Raw genomic sequence first — 26,325 nt, 5'->3', positions numbered from 1 at the left:
GCGAACAGAGGAGGGAAACACATGTCTGCGCTTTCGCGTCATCGCGCATTTCTGCTTGGCCTCATGGGCACCGCGACGCTCGCGGCGGGCCCGGCCCTTGCTGCCGATCCCATCAAGGTCGGCGTCCTCGAGGACCAGTCCGGCGACTTCGCCGCCGCGACGCTTGGGAAGGTGCACGCGATCCAGCTCGCGACCGAGGAGATCAACAAGGCCGGCGGCATCGCGGGCCGCCCGATCGAGCTCGTGCTCTACGACACGCAGTCTGACAACACGCGCTATCAGGAGTTCATGCGCCGCGTCCTGCAGCGCGACAAGGTGGACGTGGTCTTCGCCGGCTTCTCCTCGGCCTCGCGCGAGGCGTACCGGCCCATCGTGAACCAGCTCGACGGCCTCGCCTTCTACAACAACCAGTACGAGGGCGGCGTCTGCGACGCCAACATGGTGGTGACCGGCGCCGTGCCCGAGCAGCAGTTCTCCACGCTGATCCCGTGGATGATGGAGACCTACGGGAAGAACGTCTACACGATCGCCGCGGACTACAACTTCGGCCAGATCTCGGCCGAATGGGTCCGCAACATCGTGAAGGAGAAGGGCGGCAACATGGTCGGGGAGGAGTTCATCCCCCTCGGCGTCTCGCAGTTCTCCCAGACCATCCAGAACATCCAGCGCGCCAAGCCGGACTTCGTAGTGACCCTGCTGGTGGGCGCGGCCCAGGCCTCCTACTACGAGCAGGCGGCCTCGGCCAACATGCGGCTGCCCATGGCCTCCTCGGTCAATGTCGGCCAGGGCTACGAGCACAAGCGCTTCACGCCACCCTCGCTGGCCAACATGCACGTGACGACCAACTACATCGAGGAGGTCGACACGCCGGCCAGCAAGAACTTCCTTGCCAAGTTCAAGGCCAAGTTCCCGGACGAGCCCTACGTGAACCAGGAGGCCGCGAACTCCTACATCGCCCTGAACCTCTACAAGCAGATGGTCGAGCGGGCCGGCGGTTCGACCAAGCGCAACGACCTGCGCAAGGTGCTCGCCCAGGGCGACGTCTGCTTCGATGGCCCCTCGGGCAAGGTGTGCCTGGACCCCAAGAGCCAGCACATGTCCCACACGATCTATCTCGCCAAGGTGACCGACAAGCACGCCATCGAGTTCCCCAAGGTCTGGGAGGACATCAAGCCCTACTGGCTGGGCGAGGCGGGCTGCGACCTGACCAAGAAGGACCCGAGCGCCCAGTACACGCCGTCGAACCCTCCGCCGAAGAGCTGATGACACGTTCCTGCGGCCGGGCCCATCGCCCGGCCGCATCGTCTCCTGAGGCATGAGGCTGGGCATCATGGACGTTCTCGGCGCGGTCGCCGCATCACTGTTCCAGTTCGGCGACACCTTCGCCTTCCTGGTCCTGTCGGCCAGCGGGCTTGCGATCATCTTCGGCATGATGGGCGTGATCAATCTCGCCCACGGCGAATTCATCATGTGCGGCGCCTATGTGACGGTGCTGGCCTCGCGCGCGGGGCTGCCGCTCCCGGCCGCGATCCTGGCGGGCGCGCTTGCGGCCGGACTCGCCGGCATGGTGGTCGAGCGCCTCGTGGTCAGGCACCTCTATTCCCGGCCCCTGGACACCATCGTCGCGACCTGGGGGATCAGCCTGATCGCCTCCCAGGGCACGCTGATCCTGATGGGCTCGACTATGCAGGGCGTCGGCACGCCCCTGGGCAGCCTCGAGGTCGGGGGCTATCATTACTCCGGCTACCGGCTGGTGCTGATCGCCGTCGCGCTCGCGCTGCTGCTGGCGCTGTACCTGTTCTTCAACCGCACGCGCTTCGGGGTCCTGGCCAGGGCCACCATCCAGGTTCCCCACATGGCCGAGGCGCTGGGCGTCGACACGCGCCGGGTCTATTCCCTGACCTTCGGCCTGGGCGCGGCGCTGGCGGGGCTGACCGGCGGCCTCTACGCCCCCACGATGACCATGGTGCCCACCATGGGTGCAACCTTCATCGTCGAGGCCTTCGTGACCGTGGTGGTAGGCGGCGCCGACGTCTTCCTCGGCACGGCCCCGGCGGCGGCGGTGCTCGGCGTCGTCAAGGCCGGGCTGACGGCGGGCTACGGCCAGCTCTTCGGGCAGATCGGCCTGCTGGTCGCCGTGATCGGCTTCATCCGGATGCTGCCCAAGGGCATCTCCGGCTTCATCCTGCGCGAGCGCGCCTGAGCGGACGGAGACCGAGCCCCATGTCCTTCGCCCGCCTGATCTCCCGCATCGAGGGGCCACAGACCCTGGGCCGCGGCCCGGCGTTCTGGGGTGGCTTCGCCGTCGTGCTGGCCGCGGCCTACGGCTACCCGCTGCTGGCCGACGGCTACACCGTCGGCAACACCGCCTACTTCCTGACCTGGACCTTCATGGCGCTGGGCCTCTGCCTGATCTGGGGCTACGGCGGCGTGCTGAGCTTCGGGCAGACCGCCTTCTTCGGCATGGCCGGCTACGGCTACGGCGTCCTGACCCTCAACTTCGGCGAGGCCTACGGCTTCACCCTGCTGGCCCTCGTGCTGGCGGTCGCGGCCGCCGCGCTCCTCGCGGTCGTCCTCGGCTATTTCCTGTTCTTCGGCCGCATCAGCGGCGTCTTCCTGGGAATCGTCACGCTGTCGGTGACTCTGGTCTTCGAGCGGTTCATGGCGCAGACCGCGGGGCCCGAATGGCGCATCGGCGCCGCCCGCCTCAACGGGTTCAACGGCATGAGCGGCATGCCGCCGCTGACCGTGCCGTGGTTCGGCGGCGACATCGTGCTCTTTCCCGACGTCGCGCTCTACTACGTGCTCCTGACGCTCCTGCTGGTGGTCTATCTGGCCCTCAGGATCCTCGTGAACTCGCGCTTCGGCAACGTGCTCGTCGCGATCCGCGAGAATCCCGAGCGGGCTGAGATGCTCGGCTACGACATCCGGAGGTACCAGCTCGGCGCCTTCGTGATCGGCGCCGCGCTCGCGGGCCTGTCGGGCGTGCTCTACACGTCGTGGGGCCAGTACATCACGCCGTCCAGCATGGGCATAACGGCCGCGGCCCTGCCCATCATCTGGGTCGCCGTTGGCGGCCGCTCGGACCTGACGGCGACGCTGGTCGGGACGCTGGCGATCCTGGCGCTCTTCCAGGCGCTCACGATCCACGGCAGCCAGTACGCGCTGGTGGTCATGGGGGCGCTGCTGGTGGTCACGGTCCTGGCCGCGCCCGAGGGCATCGTCACCGCGCTGCTGAAGCTGCCGGGCCGCTTCGGGCGGAGGTCCGCGGTGCGCGCCATCACCGAGGCGGAGGGCTGAGCATGCCGATCCTCGAAACCCGGGGCCTCAACAAGCATTTCGGCGGCCTTCACGTGACGGCCGACGTGAACCTGGCGATCCCGGCCGGCGAGATCCATTGCCTGATCGGCCCCAACGGCGCCGGCAAGAGCACGCTCTTCCGCCTGATCCTGGGAGAGCACCAGCCCTCCAGCGGCCAGGTCCTCTACGACGGCGAGGACATCACGCGCCTGAAGTCCTTCGAGCGCATCCGCCGGGGCATGAGCGTGAAGTTCCAGGTGCCGGGCATCTTCAAGGCGCTCAGCGTACGCCAGAACCTGGAGATCGCGCTGCAGCACCACCTGGACCATGGCTCCCTGCGCCAGGAGATCGACGAGCTGCTGGGCTTCCTCTCGCTGCGCGATGCCGCGGGGCAGCTCGCCGGGAACCTGAGCCACGGGCAGAAGCAGTGGCTGGAGATCGGCATGGCCGTGGCCCTGAAGCCGAAGCTGCTGCTGCTGGACGAGCCGACCGCCGGCATGTCGCCGGACGAGACCCATGCGACCGGCGAGATGGTGAAGGAGCTCCGGCGAGGCGGGGTCACGGTGCTTGCGGTCGAGCACGACATGGACTTCGTCCGCCAGGTCGCCGACCGCGTCACGGTCCTGCACATGGGCCGCGTCTTCGCCCAGGGCACGATCGGCGAGATCGTCGCCGACGAGCGCGTGGCCGCCATCTATCTGGGAGAGGTCCATGCCTGACGGAACCCTGCTCGCGACGACGGGGCTGCGGGCCGGATACGGCGGCAAGCCCGTGCTGCAGAACGTGGACCTGGCGGTCCGCAGGGGCGAGATCGTCGCCGTCATCGGGCGCAACGGCGTCGGCAAGAGCACGCTGATGAAGACGCTGATGGGCCTGCTGCCGGCCTCGGCCGGGTCGGTCACCCTGGAGGGCAGGCCCATCGACGGCCTTCCGGCGCACCGCCGCGCGCGGCTCGGCGTCGGCTACGTGCCCCAGGGGCGCGACGTCTTCCCCCGCATGACCGTCGAGGAGAACCTCCGGGTCGGCGAGATGCTGCGCAACGGACCCGTTCCCCGGGCCGACTACGACGAGATCTACGCGTCCTTCCCGATCCTTGCGGAGCGGCGGGCCCAGCGCGCCGGGACGATGTCGGGCGGACAGCAGCAGCAGCTCGCCATCGCCCGGGTCCTGATCGGCCGGCCGGGCCTGATCCTTCTCGACGAGCCGTCGGAGGGCATTCAGCCCTCCATCGTGCAGGAAATCGGGCAGCGCATGGTGGCCCTGAACCGCGCGACGGGTCTGACGATCATCCTGGTCGAGCAGAACCTCGACATGATCCGGGCCATGGCCCAGCGCTGCTACGTCATGGACAAGGGGCGCATCGTCGCGGAGCTCGACGCGGAGGCGCTGTCCGACCGCGACACCGTCCGCCGCTACCTCGCGGTCTGAGACGGGCCGAACCCACGGGCCGAACCCGCGAACCGCAATCACGAACCGAAACCACAGACGATAGGAGGAATCCATGTCCTGGCTCGAAACGTCCATCATGGCCCGCCGGGGCGTCGCGCGCGGCGAAGCACGCTCGGAACATGCGATCACCGAGAAGACGCAGGGCAAGTACCACTACGTCTACGGGCCCTATGCCAAGCCGGTTCTGACCGTGCAGCCCGGCGCCGTCGTCTCGGCCGAGACGCACGACGCCTTCGAGGGCGCGATCAAGTCGGAGACCGACCGCCCCTCCGAGAAGCTGAACTTCCCGTACCTGAACCCCCAGAACGGGCCGATCTACGTGGAGGGCGCCGAAAAGGGCGACACGCTCGCGGTCTACATCAAGTCGATCGTGCCGCGCGGGCCGCAGCCCTGCGGGACCACCTGCCTGATCCCGGAGTTCGGCGGGCTCGTCGGCACGGGCGACACGGCGCTGCTGAACGCCCCGCTCCCCGAGAAGGTGAGAAAGGTCGAGGTGGACCCCGTGAAGGGGGTGAAGTGGTCCGACAAGATCACGCTGCCCTACGAGCCCTTCATCGGGACCATCGGCACCTCGCCCGAGATCGAGGCCATCACCTCGCTGCAGCCGGACTATTACGGCGGCAACATGGACCTGCCCGACGTGGCGCCGGGCGCGGTGATCTACCTGCCGGTCAATGCCCCGGGCGCGCTGCTCTATCTCGGCGACTGCCACGCGGCGCAGGGCGACGGCGAGCTCTGCGGCGTCGCCCTGGAGCATCCGACCGTGACCACCGTCCAGATCGACCTGATCAAGGGCTGGAGGTTCAAATGGCCGCGGCTGGAGACCGCCGAGCGCATCATGACGATCGGCTCGGGCCGCCCCATGGAGGACGCGGCGCGCATCGCCTATCGCGAGCTCGTGCGCTGGATGGCGGCCGAGTACGGCTTCGACGAGCTCGACGCCTACATGCTGCTGACCCAGGCGGGGCGGGTGCGGCTCGGCAACATGGTCGACCCGAAATACACGCTGGGCGCCTCCATCGCGAAGTCGCTCCTGGCCTGAAGGCGGAGAGGGCGCCCCTGTCCGGAACGGCTGCGGGGGCGCCCCGTCCGGAACAACTGCTGCCCACCACTGCGGAACGGAGGAGGTCATGGATCTGGGACTGCGGGGTCTGAACGCCCTGGTCACGGGCGGGACCAAGGGGATCGGGCGCGCCATCGCCGAGACGCTGGCAGGCGAGGGCGCGAACGTGGCGATCTGCGCCCGCGTGCAGGGCGAGGTGGACGAGGCGCTGGCGTCGCTGCGCGGCAAGGGCGTGCAGGCCTTCGGCCGCGCTCTGGACGTGGCCGGTGCGAACGCGCTGAAGGCGTGGGTGGCGGATGCCGGTGAGGCCTTCGGCGGCATCGACATCGCGGTTGCCAATGTCAGCGCCCTCGCGGTCTCCAACGACGAGGAGAGCTGGCGGAAGGGCTTCGAGGTCGACATGATGCACACGGTGCGCATGGTCGATGCCGCCATGCCCTTCCTGGCCGAGAGCCGGGCACCGGCCATCGTGACGATCTCCAGCGTCTCCGGCCGCGAGATCGACTTCGCCGCGGGCCCCTATGGCGCCTTCAAGGCGGCGCTGGTGCACTACACCCAGGGCCTTGCCTTCAAGCTCGCCTCCAAGGGCATCCGTGCCAATACGGTCTCTCCCGGAAACACCTTCTTCGAGGGCGGCTTCTGGGACTACGCCAGGAACAACCTGCAGGACCTCTACGCCGAAGCCCTGGCCTTGAACCCGACGGGCCGCATGGGCACCGCCCAGGAGGTCGCCAATGCCGTCGCCTTCCTGGCGAGCCCCGCCGCCAGCTTCGTGACCGGCACCAACCTGGTGGTGGACGGCGCGCTGACCCGCGGCGTGCAGCTCTGAGCCGGACCCGATGCTCTCGAACCGGGTCGCTTCATCCGCTCGCAGGGATCAGGGGCTGATTTCGCCCTCTCGGCGCCGGTTTCCGGCGCGGTCAGCTTGTCGCCGAGCAGAAAAGCCGGTCCCGGCAGGATGAATGCAAGTCCTTGGCGCCCATGCCCCGCGTCTCGCCCGCAGGCATGGGTTCCTGTGCTCACCCCGATGCCGCCAGCGGCCGAGCCGGATCGGCCTCCCCTCCAGATCTGCCGGCCTCAGGGCACCATCGTCGTGAACTGGCCGGGGAGGACGATCTGGATCACGCCTCCGTAGGCGCACATCAGCTTCGATGTGCTGCTCAGGGCGGGCATGTTGGCCACCATGACGGTGGGCGAGCCGGGCACCCAGGGCGCGGGGATGGTTGGCGTGCAGGGCTGTGGCTTGATCACGCCGGGGGGCGGCACCGGAATCTTGGAGGCGACCTGGGGATTGGCCGGGCTCGTGCACATGCCGAAGGGCGGCACGTTCACGAAGGGTTTGTTGTCCATGATATTGGCGGCAGGCGGCCCGCCCGCTGTGACCCGGTTGGCGGGCAGCACCGCCAGGGTCGAGGGGGCCATGCCGAAGCTGCACATCATCATGGCGCCCGCGCAAACAGCCTGTGCCATTACACCACCTCCAGAGGTTCGCTGGTCGCCGGACGCCGGATTCGCACCCGGGAGACGTACGGTCGCGAACAATCCTTACCGATTGATTTCGCTCCCGGCCTTTCGCCCGGGTACGGCAAGAGCGGCCTCCCGCGTGCGCAAGAGCCGCCGAACCTGGCGCTGGTCCGGCCCGACTGGCGGTCGGCGGCGATCCATGCGGTCAGGCCATCAGGGCCGCGACCTCACGAAGCTGTAGCCGAACTCCTCGAAGCCGAGATGACGGTACAGCTCGTGGGCCACGTTCCTGGCGTAAGAGGTCGCCACGATCACCTTGGCGCATCCGCGAGCGCTCAGGAGGTCCAGGGCCCATTCCATCATGCTGCGCCCGACGCCCTGGCCGCGGAAATCCGCGTCCACCACCACCGAGTCGATCTGCGCCTTGATCCGGGGCGTGCGCACGAGGTTCTCGTAGATCACCAACTGGCAGGTGGCGATGACCCGCCCGCCCAGTTCACCGACCACCACCAAGCCAGCCTCGGGCCGGGCGTCCATGCGCGCCAGCGCCGACCTCATGTCCTCGATGCTCGGGGACTCGTCGGGCACGAGCTGGAGGTAGAGGCGCCGCAGGCTCGGCAGGTCGTCGGGCTGGGCCGAGCGGAACCGGAGGGCGGACATGTTGATCCGGGTCGGCGCCAGGGCTTCCAGGGAGGCATGCCCCGCGCTCATTGGATGAACTCGGCGAAACGGATCAGCTTCATGGGCGGGTACAGCTTCAGCTCCTTGGCCACGGGCAGGTTGACGAGGAAGGAGAAGCGCTTTGGCGCCTCGATGGGGATCGATTCCGGTCGGGCGCCGCGCAGCACTTGCTCGGCCTTGAGTGCAGTGAGCTGGCCCACGACGTAGTACTGGTTGACCACCCCCATCAGCGCCTTGGCCGTGCGCACGGGCGCCTCGCCCGCGGCGAAGACGGGGATGCCGCTGCGCACGGCCTCTTCCGTGAGCGCGACGCGGTTGATGTTCAGGAAGGTGTCCGCCCCCTGGTAGATCAGGTCCACACGCTCCGCGGCGAGCTCCTTGACGAGGCGCGGGATGCTGGCGGGATCAGGCTTGCCGTCCTTGTCCGTGGCAACCGTCCGCTCCACGACCTGGAAGCCCATGCGCTTGCCGGTCTCGCGCAGTTGCTGGACGTTGACGACCGAGTTCTGCTCCGTTGCCGTGTAGATCACGCCAACTCGGCTGAAGCCGAAGTAGCTCTGCGCCGCCTCGATCTGCACCGCCTCCGGAACGAGGTAGAGCGTGCCCGTGATGTTGCGCCGGGACGAGGCGAGGTCCGGGACGAGCTTCAGCTCCAAGGGCGCCGCTACGATCATGAAGACGCCGGGAATGTCCGTGATGAAGGGCGAGGTGTCCGCCGCGTCGAAGGGGCCGAAGGTCCGCATGGCCGTGGTGGTGCCCCACGTCACCACGAGGTCGGGACGGCGCTGCTTGATCTCGGCCACGAAGCCGGGAATGCGGTTCGCGTCCGTGGCGGCGTCGTGGAGCCGGATTTCCACGGGGACCTTGCGGCTTGCCAGGAAGTCCCTGAAGCCCCGGCAGCCGTCCTCGCAGCCCCGGAACACGATCATCTCGATCTTGAAGGGGTTCTCGTGCGTGCCCTTGGGCGCCGCCGCGCGCTGAGCCCGACCGTCTCCCGGGACCAGCCAGAGAGCGAGCGTGATCAGGGCCGCGATCAGAAGCCTGGTCATGGCGTGTCGCCTGGCTCGTTGCACCAAAGGATCGAAAGCGAGGCCCAAGTGACATCGCCACGGAAGACGAGGATAAACTAAGGACTGGGCGGCCACAACCACGCCCGTGGTTGCCGCCCCGCGACCCGGGGCATAGTGTGCGTCCATGGATCACTGCCCCGCCCCAGCGCCGGACCAGGCCGCGGCCATCGATGCAGCCAACGCGCTCTTCTCCGCGGGCGACACCGAGGGCGCGGTCGCTGCCTACCGCGACCTGCTGGCGAGGCGTCCCTCATCGCCTCAGGCCTGGCAGAACCTGGGCGTGGTCGCCGCGGCCCTGGGCGACGCAGGGGCCTCGGCGCGGCACATCGCGCGCGCCCTCCGGATCGCGCCAGACTACGACCTGGCGCTCCGCAACCTGGTCGAGGCCCGCCGGCGCGGCGGCGATATCGAGGGCGCGCTGGCAGCGGGCTGCGGCTGGCTTGCGCGCCACCCCGCGGACGCGAACATGCACCTCCTTCTGGGCGGGCTGCACCTGGACCGACGCGATGGGGACCGACGCGATGGACGCCGGGCCGCCCAGGCCATCCTGCGGGCCGTGCGGCTTGCCCCGACCGACGCCGAGCTGCTGCTCAAGGCCGCGGACGCGCTGGGCCGGCTCGGCATGATGGACGAGGCGATCCGCGCCTGCCGCCTCGCCGTAGCAGCCGAGCCCGGGGCCGAGGCCCGCTTCCTCCTCGCCCGGCTCCTGGAGCGGGCGGGTGAGCTCGACGAGGCTCTCGGGATTCTGGACGGGCTGATGGAGGAGCTGCCGGGAAACGGCGTCGTCGCCCACACCCGCGACACGCTCTCGGGCCGCCCCAGCCGGGACCGCGCCCCGCCCGACTATGTCCGCCGCCTTTTCGACGCCAGCGCGGCTGACTTCGACGAGCACCTCGTGGGGCGGCTGCGCTATCGGGCCCACGAGGTCGTGGCCGCCGTGGCCGAGGCCCGCCTCCGGGGGCCTGGCACCGTGGTGGATGCAGGCTGCGGTACGGGCCTGCTGGGAGAGCGTCTCGCTCCGCTCGGGCACCGGCTGGTCGGAGTGGACATTTCGCCCGGCATGCTCGCCCGAGCGAGGGAGCGCGGCGTCTACCACGAACTGCACGAGGCGGAACTGGTCTCCTTCCTCGAATCATTGCCCGAGGGCTCGGTCGACGCCGTCCTCGCCGCGGACGTGCTCTGCTACTTCGGCGACCTGCGGCCGGTCGTGGCCGCCGCGTCCCGGGCGCTCGCCCCTGGCGGCGTCATGGCCTTCACCCTGGAGGAGGAGCCCGGCGAGGGTTGGCGGCTGACCCCCTCGGGTCGCTACGCCCACGGTATCGGTCACGTGCGCGAAGCGAGCCGGGGCCTGCTGGCCCTCGCGGGGCTCGGCACCGAGGGCCTGCGCTTCGAGGCCGGTCGGCCGGTGCGCGGCCTGCTCTGCGTGCTCGCCAAGATCGGCGGCAGAGCTTGAAGGGAGGTTTCGCGAGGTCTATAAGCGATCTCGCGAGGGACGGAGCTGCGCCGTGACCCAGATCGTTCTGATGATCCCCCGGGTGTCCGGCGTCACCGATGCCGCCATCAAGTCGAAGCAGGCGGCCATCGAGAAGAATGGCCTGGCGTCGACGGCGTCGGACCTGCCGTGGATTACCGGCGAGTGTCAGCTCCACGGTTACCGGTTCATGATCACGGCCGACAGCGTCACCTGGTCCACGGACGTCGAGGTCGACGCCGAGGTGTCGTCCATGGCGCGACGCACGATCCACGCACCCAAGGCCAGCCCGATCCAGATCACGAAGCAGGTCGACGCGGCGTCCGCCGCCCTGACCAAGTCCACGCTGATGGGCAAGGTCTTCGACAGTCCATGGGAGATCTACTTCATGAGAACCCTGGGCGGCGAGCCCGGGACGGCGCACCTGTCCGGGAAGGTGCACGTCAGGTTCTTCACCCTGCGCCTGCACCACGCGCTCATCACCCGATGCAGCCATGGCGTCGACGAGGGCACGGGGGTGGAGACGCTGGAGGTCAGCCCTGCGGCCATCGAGTGGGTCTACCGTCGCATGGACGAGACGAACGAGGTCCGCGGCTTCCAGTCCGTGAGGTACAACGTCCAAACCGGTACCGTGGGCTGAGGGGCCGGCGAGAATGGCCATCGTCATCCTCAAGATCCCGACCGGCCCGACGTCCTTCATTAAGGGCGACTGCACGGTTCAGGGATACGAGGACTTGATCCTATGCAAGTCCGTCACCTACGACATCAGCGTCACGAGCGAAATGAACACGGACGCCGGACGGAGCATTCACACGGCGGACGTTTCGGTGGTCAACATCGAGCGAGACTTCGACCCGGCGAGCGTCGACCTCGCGCGCATGATCCTGTCCCATGGCATCACCACCGCCCCGTGGGAGATCTACATGCTGAGGGCCGCGAACGGTCCTCCCGCGCCGTCGACGTCCACGGCCGCCGCAGCAACGCACTGGGCCTGCTATCTCACCCTCAAGCTGCACCATGCCTTGGTGACCAAGCAGGACGTGTCGGCCGGGCAGGACGGCGTGACCGAGTCCATCGACGTCAGCGCCTCGGCCATCGAGTGGCGCTACACGCTGTTCGACCGCGCGCAGTCCCCGCTCGGCTTCAATTCCTTCCGATTCAACCTTCAGACGGGAACGCTCGACTGAGCGGGTGCCCATGAGGTCGCGGAGATGCAACTGATTCTCTTGAGCTATCCGGACGTGACGGGCGAAGTCACCCTGAAGGACAAGACAAACCTGATCGCCTGCAACACCGTGAAGTTCAACATCAAGAACGAAGGTGGTGTCGGTACGCCGGGCTTCAACGACGCCCAGAAATCGGTGCCCAAGCCGGGGGAGAGAAACGGCGGCGACCCCAGGTCGGGCTCAACCTCCAATCCAGAATCAGGGGTGAGCGCCGTCACGCTCACCCGCAAGGTCGACCGTGCCACGCCCAAGTTCATGGAACTGGCCTTCGCCAAGAAGGGCGAGGAGGAGAAAGAGGCCACGATTACCGTCTATCGCGTGTTCGAAAGGCAGGTGAGCAACTACGGCACCGTGAATACCAGCTTCGAAGCGGCGATTGCCGGCAACATCGACACAGACCCGAGCATGGTCGCCTGGCACGAGCCCATCATGAAGATCACGCTGAAAGGGGTTCGGATTGCCTCTCATGAAGTGGACATCGGCGCCAGCGAATTGACCGACACCGTTCAGATCTCCTTCAAGGAGATCTCGCTCGAGTACTTCCTGTTCAAGAACGGCAAGAGCCTCGGCGTGGCGCCCGGCAAGGTGACCGTCAAGGTTACGAACCCGGGCGCCGCCTGATCGCGGCACCCGCGCCGCTCTATCCGAGAACGAAACCTGGATCGCGCCGCGGTCGCTCGTCGCCATGCATGAGCTTCGAGGGCGGGCATGTCGGCGGGGTGCGCCGGCGGATCGCCCCGAAGCCGCACCCCCTCCTGGTCCCCATGCAACTGGCCTGACCCGAGGCATCACCCCGGTCCGGAACCATCCCCTGTGCAGAGCCGCGCGCGCCGGCCCCGGTCCGCGAGCGAGGCGTTGCAGTCAGGGTCAGCTTAAGTGAGATTACGCGAGGTCTTAGACGAGGGTCCGATGACGAAGTTGCTGCGCATCCTGGCTTTCCTCCTTTCGGCACTGGTGCCCGTTGCCGCAGCAGCGCCCCAGGCGGCGGCCCAACCTGCGGCCCAGCCCGAGGTCGTCACCATCGGCACCTATGTGCACCAGCTCGACGGCATGAGCCTGCGCGATGGCAAGATCGGCGTGGACTTCTATGTCTGGACCCGCTGGCGCAGCCGGGACATCGACCCCATGGAAGGTCTGGAGATCATGAACGGCCAGATCGAGGAGAAGCAGATCCAGGACGTCAAGGACATCGGGGAGGAGCGCTATGCCCTGGCGCGCATCCGAGCCCAGATCAAGGAGAACTGGGACGTCTTCCGCTTCCCCCTGGACCGGCAGGAGTTCGGCATCGCCCTCGAGCACACCACCCTCGATTCGCGTCGCTTGGTCTTCGTGCCCGACGCCCGCAACATCGAACTGGCGCCCGACCTCGAAGTGCCGGGCTATGATATCGGCCACGCCTCCGCCCGGGTCGGCGACGTCACCTACCGGACCAACTACGGCGACACCAGCCTGCCCTCCGGGAACGAGAGCACCTACTCCCGCTACGTCCACAGCATCGAGCTGGTACGACCCGGCCTCGGCTACTTCTTCAAGCTGTTCTCGTCCATTTTCATCTCGACGCTGGTGGCGTTCCTGGCCTTCCTCGTCAAGCCGACAGACCTGGACCCCCGCTTCGGCCTCGGCGTTGGCGCCGTGTTCGCCGTGGTGGCCTGCGCCTTCGTGATCTCGTCCCAGCTCCCCGACACGGCGGAGTTCGCCCTTGCGGACCGCATCAACCTCGTTTCCATGGGGCTGATCTTCTTCAGCATCATCCAGAGCGCGATCTCGCTGACGCTCTACGAGACGGCGCCAGCGGCCTCCCGCCGGTTCGACCTGGCGTGTCTGGTCCTGTTCCCGGTCGTCTATGCCTTTGCCATCATGTCCATGGCGGTGGGCACGGGCCTCGACTTCGCCTGAGGCGGCGCGCCCAGGCGCGAGCGGCCATGGGCACGGCTACGCCTCTGCAGGACCGTCGCCCGGATCCAGGTCCGCGTAGGCCGAGGCGAGAAACAGGCTGGCCGGCACGGAGGCGAGGCGGACGGTAGCGTCGATCCCCTCGACCCTCTCCTCGAACCAGCCATCGCCAATGCGCCGCCGTGACCTGCACAGGGGCGCCCCGGCAGAGAAGACCAGCAGATCGCACAGGCCGGGTCGCCGTGAGAAGACGGCGAGGCGCTCCTCGGCCTCCGCTCCCGGCGCATCGGCGTCGGCCACCACCAGGCAGGCGACCGCGGGCACGCGGCGGCGGCGCTTGCCGTCGGGCAGGGCCAGAACCAGGTCCGCGACCCGGTAGTGGTCACCCTCGGGGTCCTCGATGCCAATGCCTACCCCCATCTCGATGCGGGCATCGATCTTCGCCCTCCGGATGCACGACGCGAAGGCGGCACTCAGCCCGAGGGTTCGCTCGGCGATCTCTTCGGACCGGTTCCCGAGGACGCGCACCTCCCCGGCCACGAGTTCCTGCCGCCACCCGCTCTCGGACATGTAGGGGTTGGCCGAGACGAACTCCGCCAGTCGCAGCTTCTCCGTCAACTGTCCCTCCCTGGGTCAGGCTTTCAAATAGGCGAGCAGGATCTTTCGCGCCTCGACCAGCTGGCGCATGCGGTCCGGGCAGGCCATGAGGCCGGTGTCCGGGTGAAAGACGGGCGCCAGCTCCCGGAAGCGACGTGACACGGACTCCTCGGTGCAGCCGAACTCGCTGGCGAGACCCAGGATGCGGGCCGCCTGGGCGGGGGTGCGGACACCGCCCTCGATGGGCCGGAAGGCGAGCCGCCGCAGCATCTCCCTGACATGGCCGGTGTCCATGGCCTGTTGCCGCTCACGATCCCGCCACTCCCGCTCCCAGGCGTCGATGGTGGCCTTCGGCAGCAGGCGCCAGCCATCGGGGTCCTCCAGGGCCAGGGCAGCGGCAAGGCAGCGGCGGAGGGTGGGCGGGTCCAGTTCCTCGCGGAGCATGAGGACCACCAGGGGAAAGTCGCGGACCCGGCGCAGGCGCCCGGTGCGCGACCGGTGCCAACCCATGGCGACCTCGGCGGCCGAGGGCTCGCCGGGATCCTCGAAGCCCTGCAGCCGGGCGGGGGGCAGTAGCAGGCGGACGGCGGTCACCAGCTCGCCGGGGCTGACCGCGCGGCGCCGGCAGCAGGCATGCACGGCATCCACGAAGTGCCGCCGGGCCCGCAGGCGAATGCGGCGGAGGCGCCCGCCGCGGGGCAACGGCTCAGGCGCGGGCTCAGGCGCGGGCTCCGGTTCGGAAGCCGTCGACGGCGGCGCGAGCTGATCCAGAAACGGCAGAGGGAACTGGTCGAACGCCATGCACCGGCTCATTTCAGGCTTCGCGACGGGGACGGCCCAGCCTCCCACACCACGGCGAGGGGGCCAGCCCGCCGGCCCGCATACAGCGGCGCTCAGCCGCGCTCCCTGATCGCCGCAGTCAGGCCTGCGATCTGGCGCTCGAGCTCGCCGATGCGATTGGTGAGGGCCATCAGCTCGCCGTCTGCCTTCGCCTTTTTGGCCGCCTCCTTCGCACTCTTCTGCTCCTCATGCAGCTCCTCCATGGAGCTGACGATGATGCCGATGAAGAGGTTCAGCACCGTGAAGGTGGCGAGCAGCAGGAAAACCACGAAGAACAGCCACGCCCAGGGCATGTCCTCCATCACGCCGCGAGCGATGTCGGGCCAACCCTCGACCGTCATGATCTGGAACAGCGTGAACATGGAGGCGCCCAGGGTCCCGAAGAACTCGGGCGCGATCTCGCCAAAGAGGTTGGTGCCCAGCACCGCGCCAACATAGACGATCAGCACCAGGAGCGCTGCAATGGACCCCATGCCGGGGAGGGCCCGGAACATGGCGTCGATCACCATGCGCATGCTCGGCACGATGGAGATCATGCGCAGCAACCGGAGCACGCGCAGCGCGCGGAGCGCGGACAGCGGCCCCGAGGACGGCATCAGCGAGACGCCGACCACGACGAAGTCGAAGACGTTCCAGCCGCTTTTGAAGAAGCTGGGCCTATAGGCGATCAGCTTCAGGACCAGCTCGACTGCGAAAATGCCGAGGATCACGTTGTCGATGGCGTCGAGCGCCGGGCCGATTGCGGCCTCCACCGACTTGGACGTGGCGAGGCCAAGGGTCACGGCGTTGACGACGATCAGCGCGACGAGGCCGTTCTGGACCCTCTCGGATTCGAGGAACTGGCGCAGGCGCGAAGTTGAGTCCTGGGCAGGGGTGGCGGACGCGTCGATCATGGCTCTGGCCTACCTCGATTGGGCTGCCCCAGAGGGTACGAGAGCCGTTTCTCAATGCAAGGGATCTATTTTGAACCTTCGGTAATCTCTGGACCGCGCTCGCAGAATCCCTTCAGGAGGTCGATCACCTCTGGCGCGTCCACGTTCATGATGGGGATGCGGATTCCGACGCGGACGCCCGAGTCGGCATCCTCAAGAAAGCCGCAGATAGCTACAACGGGCATTCCATCGCCGATGGCGATGGTGAAGGGTCCCTCGATCACGGGCATGTCGGCGGCGCCGTCGTGGACCGGCAGGTTCATGGTGAGCACGTCGTACCCCCGCGCTGTCCCGGGGCACCAAGCCCCTGCCCCAGCACGCTAGGGGCTTCAGCCCGACCGGACAATCCCGCCATGGGGGTTGAGCCGCACGGGCCGCCCTCCATCGGGCAGGGTACCGCCGCTTCCCGCGGGGAGGACGCGCCAGCGGGCGATCACGCGGTGGTAAGGACCCCCGTCCCTTCGGCATCCCCGGCCATGGCCGCCTTGCGCACCCGGCCGAGGACCTTGAGTTCCACGCCCACGGAGAAGGACAGCGGCTCCAGCGAGTTCCCGAAGGCCACGTCGCCGCTGATCTCCACGTGGGCGGCGTCGCCCCCGGGACGCACGTGCAGGCTGGCGGCGGGGTTGATCAGGCGAGGCTCGTAGGTCCGGATGGCATCGACGACAGCCCTTTCGATCTGCCTCCGGTCTGCCCTGGAACGCACGCAGAGGTGGGTCATGTCGGGCACGCCGTAGCGAAGCACCGTCTTGGAGATGTCGACGCGCGACGCGTCCTCAGATCGAACACCGTCGTTGGCCTGCCAGGGCAGCCGGGTGTCGATCAGGCGCGAGACCTCCCGCCGGATGGAGGCGAGGACCACCTCGCGCGTCTGGAACCGAAGGTCCCGCTCATCCACGGGCGAGTTCGGCTCCAGATCCGTCAGCTTTTCGAACAGCGGGGCCGCCAAACCCCTCAGCGACTTCGGCTGGGTCATGGGCTCGTCCTGCAATCACGCGGGTTTCGGGTCGGCAAACGGATCCTCGTCGTCCGCGGACGCGAAGGGGTCGGGCTCGTCCTTCACGGCAAAAGGATCCTCGTCGTCCTCGGATGCGAATGGATCGTCGCTCGCGAACGGGTCGTCGCCGTCCTTCGTGGCGAATGGATCCTCCTCGTCCTTCGTGGCGAAGGGATCCTCCTCGTCCTTGCTCGCGAAGGGATCATCCTCGTCCTTGCTCGCGAAGGGATCGTCGCCGTCGTCCGAGGCGAAGGGATCGCTCGCGAAGGGGTCGTCCGAGGCGCTGGAACCAAAAGGATCGTCCGAGGCCTCGCCGGAGCCGAAGGGATCCTCGTCCGGCGGCGCGCCACGCCGCGGACGCCCCTCCTCCCGCTCCGCCGGAGCACGGCTGCGAAGAGCATCCAACTCGCCCCGGACGTCGGACTTGAACTGCTCGAGCTCGGAGCGAAGGGCCTCCACGGCCGACAAGATCTCCTGCTTGGTGCCCTCGATGGCCTCGCGCTCGGCCTTCATCTCGGCCAGGACCTTGCTTTGGGCCTCGGCCTCCTTGGCCTTTTCCTTGCCGAAGCCGCCGATGAGGTCGCGGACGTACTTCTCGAAGGCCGAGAACTGGAGGCCCAGGACCTCCACCCGATGCTCCAGATCGCCGTCGGCCGCGGCGGCGGCGACGGGCGCCGGGCCGGCCGAGACAGGAGCGGGCCGGGCGGGGACCGGATCCGGCGGCGCAGCGTCCGCGCGCGGCTCGGCGCGAGCCGGCGTCGGGGCCGCCTCGATTCGTGGGACCGGCGGGGATGGCGACGGGGGCGGGGCGGGCTGCATGTCCCCCGAGAGCCAGCGGCCGATCATGATGTAGGGGACGCCCAGCGTCTCGGCGATGCGGCGATAGCTCCAGCCGGCGCGGCGCAGGCGATGGGCCGCGGTCTCGCGGTCCTTCTCCTTCTTGAGTTTACCGGACTCCTTGGCCGCCTGAGGGACGGACGCGTTGTCGGCAACGGGCGTGGCGACAATGATCGCCTCCGACAGCTGTTCGATGCGCCCCTGCAGCATGATCACCACGATCGAAGGAGTGACGGGTTGAAACTAAACCAAAGCGAAGAGCCAGTCCAAGCCACTGGGGCTCAGCCGGCCGCACCAGGCGGAATCTCGGCGATCACCCGCCCCTGCTCGTCCAGGGACCTGAGCGGCTCGACCAGCAGCCCCGCGCGGTAGGCCCCCTGCTGCATTGGCCTTCCCGATGGGAAGAAGCGCTCGAACCGCCCCTCCAGCAGGCCCGCCTTGTAGGTGGCGGTCTCCTGTACGGCCCCGTTCTCGTAGTAGGTCACCGAGGGTCCCTCCTGCCTGTCGTCCGCGTAGGCGGCCGTCCTCAGCACCGCCCCCTCGGTGGTAAAGTAGGTCGCGATGCCGTGCATCCGTCCCTCCTTGAAGGGGATCACGGCGGAGACCTTGCCCGTGGGGGCGTAGTAGACGCTGTCTCCGTCCAGCACGCCCTGCCGGTAGCTCATGCGGCAGAGCGGGCGCTGGCTGTCGTAGCAGACCGTGAGCCCATGCTGGGCCCCGGCCCGGTACTGCGCCACAAGCACCAGGCTGCCGTTCTCCGCGTAGCGGCGCAGCTCCCCATCCAGCCGGCCGTCGACCATGGTCGCGCGCTGTGCGACCTTGCCCTTCGGCCACCACTCCACGCCCTCGCCCCGCAGCATCCCGTCCACCACCTGCCCCTGGAAGGTGATCCGCCCCTCGGCGTCCCGAAGCTCGACCTGCCGAGGCTCCTCGGGCGCGGCGTCGGCCATCTCCTGCGTCGCGTCGTCCATGAGGCCTCAGTTGATCTGGACCAGGGAGCCCTTGACGGCCGTGATCCCGCCGCTCTTCACCGTGGTGCTGGCGCCGCCCTCGGCCGTCAGCCCGAGGCCGCCCTTGATCGCGACGTTCATGCCGCCCTTGGCGTTGAGGTTCATGCCCGCGTCCAGCGTCGTGTCCATGGCCGACTTCACGTCCAGGGCGGCCCCGGACTTGATGGCCATGGCGGCTCCGGACTTGATCTCCGTGCCCGCGCCCGAGGCCAGCTTCATGTCGGTGCTGGACTTGGCCTTGATCTCGGCCGAGGTGCTCTCGAAGCTCAGGGACTTGCCCTTGAACACGACGTCGCCGGTGACGGTGATGGTCAGGTTGCCGTCGATCTTGAGGGTGTAGTCCTTGGCCACCTTGTGTTCGAAGGAGTCCTCGTTGATGTGGGTCTCCGCGCCCTTGACCTTGATGGAGCGGGTGCCCTTCTCGACCTTCAGGTCGTAGTTGCCCTCGGTGACCGCGGTCTTGCGGTCGTTCTTCACGGTCATCAAGTGATCGTGCTTGACGTCTTCCTTGTAGTCATTGAGCACATCCACGACCATATCCTTCTGGGCGTGGATGTAGATCTCCTCGGCGTCCTTCTTGTCCTCGAACCGGATCTCGTTGAACTTGCCGGCCCCTTCCTTTGTGCTCAGCGTCTTGATGGTGCTCTTGGTGGCGTTGGCCGGCAGCGCGTAGGGGAGCGTCTGCTCGGCGTTGTAGACCGCCCCGGTGACCAGCGGCTTGTCGGGGTCGCCGTCGAGGAAGCTCACCACCACCTCCTGCCCGACGCGGGGCAGGAACCAGATCCCGTAGGCCTTGCCGGCCCAGTTCTGGGCGACCCGGATCCAGCACGAGCTCTTCTCGGCCGTGTCGGCAGCGCGGTCCCAGTGGAACTTGACCTTGATGCGCCCGTACTTGTCCGTGAGGATCTCGTCGCCTTCCGCGCCCACCACGATCGCCGTCTGGGAGGAGTGGATCCGCGGCTTCACCGATGTGCCCATGGGCCGGTACTGGGTCGCCGAGGGAAAGGCGTTGAAGGTCGCCAGATAGTCCGTGCGCGATGCCTCCACCCTTACGCGGGAGAGCACGTACTCGGCGTTGATCTCGGCCCGCGGGTGGTTCTTCACGGTGACCTTGCCGCCGGCCACCAGCGAACGCAGCCGGCCCGAGCCATGGAGGGTCTTGCCCTGGACCGCGTTGGCCTGCTGGAGGACCTTTGCGTAGCCCTCGCCCTGGGTCGATTGCAGGTAGTTGTGGGTGTAGAGGTGGCGGGAGCCGATCCCGGTCTTGCCTTCGGCCTTGGTGTAGAGGTCGGTGGAGGGCGTCTCGAAGTTGAAGCTGTCCACGCCGACGGTCTTGGTCGTCACCGCCTGCTCGAGCCGGAGGCTGGTCACCACGTCGTCGTCCGTGTCGAAGGCCTGGTTCGGGCGGAAGCGGATCTCCTTGACACTCGGACAGTCCACGAATGCGCTGGCCGCGTCCCCCAGCACCATCTCGTGCTTGCCGTCGCTATGGCTGAAGTAGAAGAAGATGCCCTCCTCTTCCAGCAGCCGGGCCACGAAGTTGTAGTCGGTCTCGCCGAACTGGACGCAGTATTCCCGCGCCGCGTAGGTCCCCGTGAGCGACTTCTTGACGAAGGCATAGCCTGCGTCGGTGCAGACCTTCTCGACGATCTCGGGGACCGTCTTGTCCTGGAAGATGCGGCAGTCGCCGGAGAGGGTCAGCAGCCACAGCCAGGGCCTCAGCTCCGCCTCGTAGTAGGCGATGTTCTCGCGGTCGTCGAAGGAGGTCAGCTCGAACCGGGTGACGATCCCGTCGATGTAGCGCACGACCTCGGTCTCGCCCATCTTGATGGTGACCGTGGCGGTCTTGCCGATGACGCGGTCGAAAGCCAGCGTCTCGTCGTCCGACAGCATCTTGATGCGGTAGTGAAACAGGCCGGAGACGCTGTCCTCTCCCGCGAGCTCGCGCAGAATGAGCTTGTCCTTCCCGAGCGGCGTCGAGATGGAGATGTACTGGTTGTCCTGGCCGAGGGTGGTCACGCAACCGCCTCCGCGATCCCGGCCTCGGCCGTGCGCCGACAGACGAGCCTGCCCTCGACGTCCGCGTCCACCTCGAAGGTCCCGACCTCGCTGCCGGTGACCATGGAGTCCAGGACGGAGCTCGCGAGCTCTGGGATCACGGTCCCGTTGAGCACGTTGTCGATCAGCCGGGCCCCGGAATCCGCCACCAGCGCCCGGCGCACGATCTCCTCCCGCGCGGCCTCGGTGAAGGACAGGCCGCTGCCCTGGCGGTCGGCGAAGCGGCGGGCGATCCGGTCGCAGCGCATGTCCACGATGCGGCGGACATCCGCCTCCGCCAGCGGCAGGTAGGGCACGACCGTCAGCCGCCCCAGGAATGCCGGGCGGAAGCGGCGGCGCAGCACGGGCGAGACCACCTCCACCGCCATTTCCAGCACGCGCTGGGCGCCGTCGGCATTGCGCATGCCCGCGGCCAGGGAGCCCAGCTCCTCCTCGCCCAGGTTGCTGGTCAGCAGGATCAGCGTGTGCTTGAAATCCACCTCCACGCCCTCGCCGTCCTCCAGAACCCCCTTGTCGAAGACTTGGTAGAACATGTCGAGCACGTCGGGATGGGCCTTCTCCACCTCGTCCAGCAGGACCACGGAATAGGGGCGGCGACGCACGGCCTCCGTCAGGACGCCACCCTGCCCGTAGCCGACATAGCCCGGGGGGGCGCCGCGGAGCGTCGCCACCGAATGGGCCTCCTGGTACTCGGACATGTTGACGGTGACGAGGTTGCCCTCCCCGCCGTAGAGCAGGTCGGCGAGCGCGGAGGCCGTCTCGGTCTTGCCGACGCCGCTCGGGCCGCACAGCAGGAAGACGCCGACCGGGCGACCGGGCTCGCCCAGACCTGCGCGATAGCCGCGCACGGCGCGGGAGATGGCCGTCACAGCCTGGTCCTGGCCCACGATCCGCTCGGCAAGCTTGCTCTCGAGAGTGCGCACCGCCTCGGCGTCGTCGCGGGACATGGAACCCGCCGGGATCCCCGTCCACTCCGAGATCACGGCGGCGACCACCGCCTCGTCCACGCACCAGGACACGAGCGGCCGGTCGCCCTGCAGTTCCGACAGCTCCGAGCGAAGCCCGCGCACGGTCTCGGCCGGGGCGCCGTTCGCCAGGGCCTCGTCCAGCCTCGCGACGAGCACCTTCTCGGCATCCCAGCGCGCGGCGAGCGCGGCGCGCTCGGCGGCGGCCTCGGCCTGGCGGGACGCGATCGCCGCGAGCCGCCCGGGGTCGCCGCCGCCTGGCTGACGATCCAGGATCGCCTTCTCGGTGGCCAGGGTCTCGGCCTCACGGTCCAGAGTGTCGATGGCCTCGGGCACCACGCCGCGCCCGACCGCCACGCGGGCCGAGGCGGTGTCGAGCACGCTGATGGCCTTGTCGGGAAGCTGGCGGGCCGGGATGTAGCGGGCGGAGAGGGAGACGGCGGCCATTATGGCCTCGTCCAGGATGCGCACCCCGTGGTGGCCTTCCAGCTTTCCCACGAGGCCGCGCAGCATGCTCGCCGCCGCGGCCTCGTCGGGCTCGGCCACCTTGATGGGCTGGAAACGGCGGGCGAGCGCCGGGTCCTTCTCGAAGTAGCGCTTGTACTCGCTCCAGGTCGTCGCGGCGATCGTCCGGAACTCGCCCCGCGCGAGCGCGGGCTTCAGCAGGTTGGCCGCGTCCCCCTGCCCCGCCGCCCCACCCGCGCCGATCAGGGCGTGGGCCTCGTCGATGAAGATCACGACCGGCGTGGGCTGTGCTGCGACCTCGGCGATGATGCGCTTCAGCCGGTCCTCGAACTCGCCCTTCACGCCCGCGCCCGCCTGCAGCAGGCCCAGGTCCAGCGAGCGCACCACCATGGGGCGGAGCGGCGCCGGCACGTCGCCCGCGGCGATCCGGAGGGCCAGCCCCTCGACCACGGCGGTCTTGCCGACGCCGGGGTCGCCCACCAGGATCGGGTTGTTCTGCCGCCGCCGCATCATGACGTCGACGAGCTGGCGGATCTCGCTCTCTCGCGCGGTGACGGGGTCGATCTTGCCGGCCTTGGCCAGCGCCGTCAGGTCGATGGTGTACTGGTCCAGGGCGGTCTTCTCGCCGCCCGAGGGCGTCGTCGCCTCGGGCGCGGCGCCCAGGGCCGGGGCCGTGCGGGGCTTCGGCGCCTGCTTGTCGCGCACGAGGTCGGGCAGCAGCTCCAGCGCCTCGGCCACGTCGATTCGCGCCAGCAGAGGCATGGAATCCAGCAGCAGGCCGCGCAGCGGATCCTTCTCCAGCGGCGCCACCAGCAGGGTCGGGACAGCGATGGTCGGCGTCTCCAGCACCGCGACCGAGGTCAGCAGCGCCTTCTCCAGCATGTCGGGCAGGCGGGGGGAGAAGGCCGGGGTGCGGCCGTTGCCGCGCTTGAGCTTGCCCAGGGCCTCCTCGATCTCGCGCTCCAGCGCCGGCGCGTCGATGCCGTAGCGTCCCAGCAGCGCCATCACCACGGCGTCCTTGGCCTTGACCAAGGCGAGCAGCAGGTGCTCGGGCTCCACGTCGAAATGGGTCTGCGACACGCAGATGGTCGCCGCCTGCTCCAGCACCTTGCGCGCGGAGCGGTCCAGCTTCGAGATCAGCGTCTTCAGCTCGATGGTCACGCGTGTCCTCCCTTGGCCGTCAGGCGCACCCTGCCCTCCCGTTTCGCCCCGCCGGTCCCCAGCACCCAGCTCGTCCACCCGAGCCTGGCACCGTCCTTGGCCGAGAGCTTGAGCCCAGGCACGGCCGGCGCGTCCAGCACCAATTCCAGGACGGGGTCGCAGGTGTCGCCACCATGGAAGCGGCAGTACGAGGCGACGGCCTTGTGGTGGCGCCCGGTCGGCAGGAACTCCACGAAGCGCGCCACGTCATTGAATCGGAATTCCACCACGTAGGCCGCGTGCTGGTCCCAGACGCGGGACCCCAGAACCGCGCCGCCGCCCAGGCGCCGCGGCTCCTCGGGCGCGTTCCGCCCCAGGATCCCGAGCGAGCCCTCCTCGAGCGCAAGCCAGCGGCCCTCGAAGGACCGGATCCGCACGGGCGTCCCGAATGCACCCGCCAGAACGGTCCGGAGCGCCGAGGCCGAGCGGCGCCGGTCGGCGAAGATGCCGGCGAATCCCAGCAGCATGCGATCCGGCACGTCGGGCAGCCGGTTGGAGAGGCCCGGCGATCCAAGCCCGACGAAGGCGCGGAGCGCCGTCGCCGCCACCGACCGCTCGGGGTGGGCGTCCAGGAGCGGCAGGGTCGAGCGGCGAACCCTGTAGAGGATCGATGTCAGGCGATGATTGAAGATGTCCAGGAAGGCCGCCATGGCGCGGTCGCGCCTGGACAGCCGCTCCAGCATGCCCTCGGTGTAGGCGTAGGGCATGGGCCCCGAGATGCCTGAAAGACCGATGGCCGGCGTGCGCAGCACCGGGCGCCCGTCGCCCCCCGGCTTGACCGAGCTGACGTCGCTGGCGGGGAAGGCCAGGGTTGGATCCTGCTCGATCCGGAAGCCTTCCAGCTCGGGGTCGATGCCCTCGCCCAAGGGAGCGCCCTCGGGCGCGGAGCGCTCGAGGATGGCGATCGCCTGGACCAGCTCGAAGCCCCAGGGACTCGCGAGCAGCTCCTCGATCAGAGGACGTGCTGGGACCCTGCGATGCGCGACCATGTCTTCCAAGTCCCGCCCCGCTGCATGGAGCGGAAGCGCAGTTGAACGAAGCTGTTGATGCCGGCGTAGAGGCCGAGGAAGCGGGCGAGTACCTCGCCGAAGACCAGCGGGCTCGCGCCCACGAAGCCACGCTCGTCCACCTCGAGGGTGACCTCCAGGCCGCGGCAGAATCCGCGCCAGGCGTCCTGCCCCACCCGGTGCACTGCAGGGCGCGTCTCCAGCGCCCGGAGCGCCGCGACCTGGACCCGCGATGCGGGATCCTCCAGCGCGTGCAGCGTCAGGATCTCCTGGAGCGCGCGGAGCGAGTCCTGCCCGCCCGTGAGGCTCAGGTGGTTGAGCGACATCTGGGAGACGAGGCGCCATGCCGTCTCGCCCGCGGCGCCCCGGTAGCGGGGCAGGCTCGGCTTGTAGAGGAGCCGCACGTTGGCGATAGGCGCTGCGTCCTCCATGGACAGGACCGCCTTCGCCGGCACCTCCTCGGCGAGGCCGCGGTTGGTGCAGAGGGTCTGGACCAGCAGCGTCTCGGCCGCGGGTTGCGCGGGGTCGAAATTCAGGTCGACGAGACTGATCCAGGTGTCCGTGCCGACCCGGTCGTCCCTGTGGGTGGGTTCGCGGCTTGCGTACCAGAAGGCGTCCTGGGCGTCGCCCGCCGCGGCGTGCTCGGTGGAGAAGAGCGGCACGTAGGGCACGCGCCGCCCATCGTCGCGGATACCCGCGACCGAGCGCACCTGGTAGACCTCGGTGATCCGGTCGCGGAGCGCGTCGGGCAGCACCAGGTAGGCGGTCTTGCGCTGGTCGAGCCGGATCGGCTCCGCCGCCCGGTTGAACAGGTTTACGACCGGCGCGCAGCCCATGACCAAGGTGTCCGGGCGGATCGCGAGACGGGCCGGCGGCGGCTTGCGCAGACCCAGCAGGATCCGACCCCGGCCGCCCCTCAGCGCCCCCTCGGGGATCGCGAGGTCGAGGAACAGGAACTTCTGCGGGAAGGCGAAGTATTCCTGGAGAAGCCGATAGGCGGGGTGGCCGTTGGCGGGATAGGGGAAGAGGGAATCCTCGGGCTCCAGCCCCGCAGGCGATACGGCGCTCGCGCCCGGGCGCAGGTGGAAGGCCTGGCCGTCCTCACCCTCGTAGATGGCTTCCACAACGTCGCAGGTCATGGATTCGTAAAGGGCGGCGGCGACCGTGGGCTCGGCGTCGATGAAGACCCGCAGCCGGCGCAAGGACAGCGCCTCGAAGGGCGTGCCCAGGGCGGCAAGATCGATGCGCAGGACGGAGGAGACGAGCCCGTCCGTGAAGGCATAGGCATCGGCGCCCTGGATCGAGGTCCCTTCCAGCGCCACGGGCCAGAGGTCCACGTCGGAGCAGGTCGTGAAGCGGCAGCGGAGATCCTCGCCGGCCATTGCGTGGACCGGCGTGCCGCGCCGGATGCGATAGCCGTCGGTCAGCGGCCCCTTGTCGGGATCCACCGAGAACCGCGCGATCGCGCAGGACGGGATCGGCGCCGTCAGGTGCGGGTAGAGGATGCCCAGCAGGGCGTCCGTGAATCTCGGAAACTCGCGGTCCAGGTTGAGCTGGAGGCGCGCGGTCAGGAACGCGAAGGATTCGATCAGGCGCTCGACATGGGGGTCGCCCGCCTGCTCGGGGCCGAGGGCCAGCCGCCCCGCGATCTTGGGATACGCCCGGGAGAAGCCCTCCCCCGCGCGCCGGAGGTATAGAAGTTCGCGCTCGTAGTGGCCGAGGAGGTCTTCGCGGCGCATGGATGCCTACTGCGCGTTCCGGGTAGAAGCGACGTGACCGCCGGCGTGGGATCTCCCCACG

Annotated in this window: 26 protein-coding genes; 12 read left to right on the top strand and 14 right to left on the bottom strand. The window is 68.7% G+C overall.

The window, feature by feature from the left end; genetic code table 11:
- The first annotated feature begins 21 nt into the window (after window positions 1-21).
- The 7 genes from JUB13_RS21465 (at window position 22) to JUB13_RS21435 (ending at window position 6,641) form a co-directional block, all read left to right on the top strand.
- Window positions 22-1,263 (top strand): urea ABC transporter substrate-binding protein, encoded by a 1,242-nt coding sequence (locus JUB13_RS21465; RefSeq protein WP_207482465.1) that lies wholly within the window; start codon window positions 22-24, stop codon window positions 1,261-1,263.
- A 67-nt stretch (window positions 1,264-1,330) separates the two neighbouring features.
- Window positions 1,331-2,203, top strand: a complete 873-nt coding sequence (locus JUB13_RS21460; RefSeq protein ID WP_207482463.1) for an ABC transporter permease subunit — start codon at window positions 1,331-1,333, stop codon at window positions 2,201-2,203.
- A 20-nt stretch (window positions 2,204-2,223) separates the two neighbouring features.
- Window positions 2,224-3,300 (top strand): branched-chain amino acid ABC transporter permease, encoded by a 1,077-nt coding sequence (locus tag JUB13_RS21455; RefSeq protein WP_207482462.1) that lies wholly within the window; start codon window positions 2,224-2,226, stop codon window positions 3,298-3,300.
- A 2-nt stretch (window positions 3,301-3,302) separates the two neighbouring features.
- Entirely contained in the window at window positions 3,303-4,019 is a 717-nt protein-coding gene (locus JUB13_RS21450; RefSeq protein WP_207482460.1) for an ABC transporter ATP-binding protein, read from the top strand.
- Window positions 4,012-4,728, top strand: a complete 717-nt coding sequence (locus JUB13_RS21445; RefSeq protein WP_207482458.1) for an ABC transporter ATP-binding protein — start codon at window positions 4,012-4,014, stop codon at window positions 4,726-4,728. Before JUB13_RS21450 ends, JUB13_RS21445 begins: the two co-directional genes overlap by 8 nt.
- 73 nt (window positions 4,729-4,801) lie before the next feature.
- Window positions 4,802-5,791: an acetamidase/formamidase family protein gene (locus tag JUB13_RS21440; RefSeq protein WP_207482456.1), complete on the top strand. Its 990-nt coding sequence runs from the start codon at window positions 4,802-4,804 to the stop codon at window positions 5,789-5,791.
- 88 nt (window positions 5,792-5,879) lie between these two features.
- Window positions 5,880-6,641: an SDR family NAD(P)-dependent oxidoreductase gene (locus tag JUB13_RS21435; RefSeq protein ID WP_207482453.1), complete on the top strand. Its 762-nt coding sequence runs from the start codon at window positions 5,880-5,882 to the stop codon at window positions 6,639-6,641.
- A gap of 248 nt (window positions 6,642-6,889) precedes the next feature.
- On the opposite strand, the gene JUB13_RS21430 is transcribed toward JUB13_RS21435, so the two are convergent.
- The 3 genes from JUB13_RS21430 to JUB13_RS21420 form a co-directional block, all read right to left on the bottom strand.
- The gene (locus JUB13_RS21430) at window positions 6,890-7,282 is read right to left on the bottom strand and encodes a DUF4280 domain-containing protein (protein ID WP_207482450.1); all 393 of its coding nucleotides are present in this window, start codon (window positions 7,280-7,282) and stop codon (window positions 6,890-6,892) included.
- Window positions 7,283-7,489: 207 nt separating this feature from the next.
- Entirely contained in the window at window positions 7,490-7,987 is a 498-nt protein-coding gene (locus JUB13_RS21425) for a GNAT family N-acetyltransferase (protein WP_207482448.1), read from the bottom strand.
- Window positions 7,984-9,006: an ABC transporter substrate-binding protein gene (locus JUB13_RS21420; protein ID WP_207482447.1), complete on the bottom strand. Its 1,023-nt coding sequence runs from the start codon at window positions 9,004-9,006 to the stop codon at window positions 7,984-7,986. The genes JUB13_RS21425 and JUB13_RS21420 overlap by 4 nt, the downstream gene beginning before the upstream one ends.
- A gap of 145 nt (window positions 9,007-9,151) precedes the next feature.
- Here JUB13_RS21420 and JUB13_RS21415 point away from each other — a divergent pair, with 145 nt between their 5' ends.
- From JUB13_RS21415 to JUB13_RS21395, 5 genes are all read left to right on the top strand, one after another.
- Window positions 9,152-10,480 carry a methyltransferase domain-containing protein gene (locus tag JUB13_RS21415; RefSeq protein WP_207482446.1) on the top strand — a complete coding sequence of 443 codons (1,329 nt, stop codon included), beginning with the start codon at window positions 9,152-9,154 and terminating at the stop codon, window positions 10,478-10,480.
- 52 nt (window positions 10,481-10,532) lie between these two features.
- Window positions 10,533-11,138, top strand: a complete 606-nt coding sequence (locus JUB13_RS21410) for a type VI secretion system tube protein Hcp (RefSeq protein ID WP_207482445.1) — start codon at window positions 10,533-10,535, stop codon at window positions 11,136-11,138.
- A 13-nt stretch (window positions 11,139-11,151) separates the two neighbouring features.
- A complete protein-coding gene (locus JUB13_RS21405; protein ID WP_207482443.1) occupies window positions 11,152-11,685 on the top strand; it encodes a type VI secretion system tube protein Hcp in 534 nt (177 codons plus the stop codon).
- 24 nt (window positions 11,686-11,709) lie between these two features.
- Window positions 11,710-12,345 (top strand): Hcp family type VI secretion system effector, encoded by a 636-nt coding sequence (locus JUB13_RS21400; RefSeq protein ID WP_207482441.1) that lies wholly within the window; start codon window positions 11,710-11,712, stop codon window positions 12,343-12,345.
- Between the two features lie 288 nt (window positions 12,346-12,633).
- Window positions 12,634-13,620: a ligand-gated ion channel gene (locus JUB13_RS21395; RefSeq protein WP_207482439.1), complete on the top strand. Its 987-nt coding sequence runs from the start codon at window positions 12,634-12,636 to the stop codon at window positions 13,618-13,620.
- Between the two features lie 36 nt (window positions 13,621-13,656).
- On the opposite strand, the gene JUB13_RS21390 is transcribed toward JUB13_RS21395, so the two are convergent.
- The 11 genes from JUB13_RS21390 to tssF all read right to left on the bottom strand — a co-directional run bounded on the left by JUB13_RS21390 (window position 13,657) and on the right by tssF (window position 26,264).
- Window positions 13,657-14,235 carry a hypothetical protein gene (locus tag JUB13_RS21390; protein WP_207482437.1) on the bottom strand — a complete coding sequence of 193 codons (579 nt, stop codon included), beginning with the start codon at window positions 14,233-14,235 and terminating at the stop codon, window positions 13,657-13,659.
- Window positions 14,236-14,250: 15 nt separating this feature from the next.
- Complete coding sequence (locus JUB13_RS21385) at window positions 14,251-14,862, bottom strand: J domain-containing protein (protein ID WP_207482435.1); 612 nt, start codon at window positions 14,860-14,862, stop codon at window positions 14,251-14,253.
- A gap of 245 nt (window positions 14,863-15,107) precedes the next feature.
- Window positions 15,108-15,947 carry an ion transporter gene (locus tag JUB13_RS21380; protein ID WP_207482433.1) on the bottom strand — a complete coding sequence of 280 codons (840 nt, stop codon included), beginning with the start codon at window positions 15,945-15,947 and terminating at the stop codon, window positions 15,108-15,110.
- A gap of 65 nt (window positions 15,948-16,012) precedes the next feature.
- A complete protein-coding gene (locus tag JUB13_RS21375) occupies window positions 16,013-16,258 on the bottom strand; it encodes a hypothetical protein (RefSeq protein ID WP_207482432.1) in 246 nt (81 codons plus the stop codon).
- Window positions 16,259-16,419: 161 nt separating this feature from the next.
- On the bottom strand, window positions 16,420-16,962 hold the full coding sequence (gene tssE / locus JUB13_RS21370) for a type VI secretion system baseplate subunit TssE (protein ID WP_207482431.1): 543 nt from the start codon (window positions 16,960-16,962) through the stop codon (window positions 16,420-16,422).
- 15 nt (window positions 16,963-16,977) lie between these two features.
- Window positions 16,978-18,030 carry a helix-turn-helix domain-containing protein gene (locus JUB13_RS21365; protein WP_207482430.1) on the bottom strand — a complete coding sequence of 351 codons (1,053 nt, stop codon included), beginning with the start codon at window positions 18,028-18,030 and terminating at the stop codon, window positions 16,978-16,980.
- A gap of 71 nt (window positions 18,031-18,101) precedes the next feature.
- The gene (locus tag JUB13_RS21360; RefSeq protein WP_207482429.1) at window positions 18,102-18,791 is read right to left on the bottom strand and encodes a toxin-antitoxin system YwqK family antitoxin; all 690 of its coding nucleotides are present in this window, start codon (window positions 18,789-18,791) and stop codon (window positions 18,102-18,104) included.
- A gap of 6 nt (window positions 18,792-18,797) precedes the next feature.
- On the bottom strand, window positions 18,798-20,849 hold the full coding sequence (locus tag JUB13_RS21355; RefSeq protein ID WP_207482428.1) for a type VI secretion system Vgr family protein: 2,052 nt from the start codon (window positions 20,847-20,849) through the stop codon (window positions 18,798-18,800).
- Window positions 20,846-23,479, bottom strand: coding sequence for a type VI secretion system ATPase TssH (tssH, locus tag JUB13_RS21350; RefSeq protein ID WP_207482427.1), 2,634 nt, complete (start codon window positions 23,477-23,479; stop codon window positions 20,846-20,848). The genes JUB13_RS21355 and tssH overlap by 4 nt, the downstream gene beginning before the upstream one ends.
- Window positions 23,476-24,507, bottom strand: a complete 1,032-nt coding sequence (gene tssG / locus JUB13_RS21345; RefSeq protein ID WP_207482426.1) for a type VI secretion system baseplate subunit TssG — start codon at window positions 24,505-24,507, stop codon at window positions 23,476-23,478. Before tssG ends, tssH begins: the two co-directional genes overlap by 4 nt.
- Window positions 24,471-26,264, bottom strand: coding sequence for a type VI secretion system baseplate subunit TssF (gene tssF, locus JUB13_RS21340; RefSeq protein WP_207482424.1), 1,794 nt, complete (start codon window positions 26,262-26,264; stop codon window positions 24,471-24,473). Before tssF ends, tssG begins: the two co-directional genes overlap by 37 nt.
- Window positions 26,265-26,325 lie beyond the last annotated feature (61 nt).

The organism is Arenibaculum pallidiluteum, assembly GCF_017355985.1.
In the GTDB taxonomy this organism is placed as follows: domain Bacteria; phylum Pseudomonadota; class Alphaproteobacteria; order Azospirillales; family Azospirillaceae; genus Arenibaculum; species Arenibaculum pallidiluteum.
This window is presented reverse-complemented; position numbering and strand designations above follow the sequence as displayed.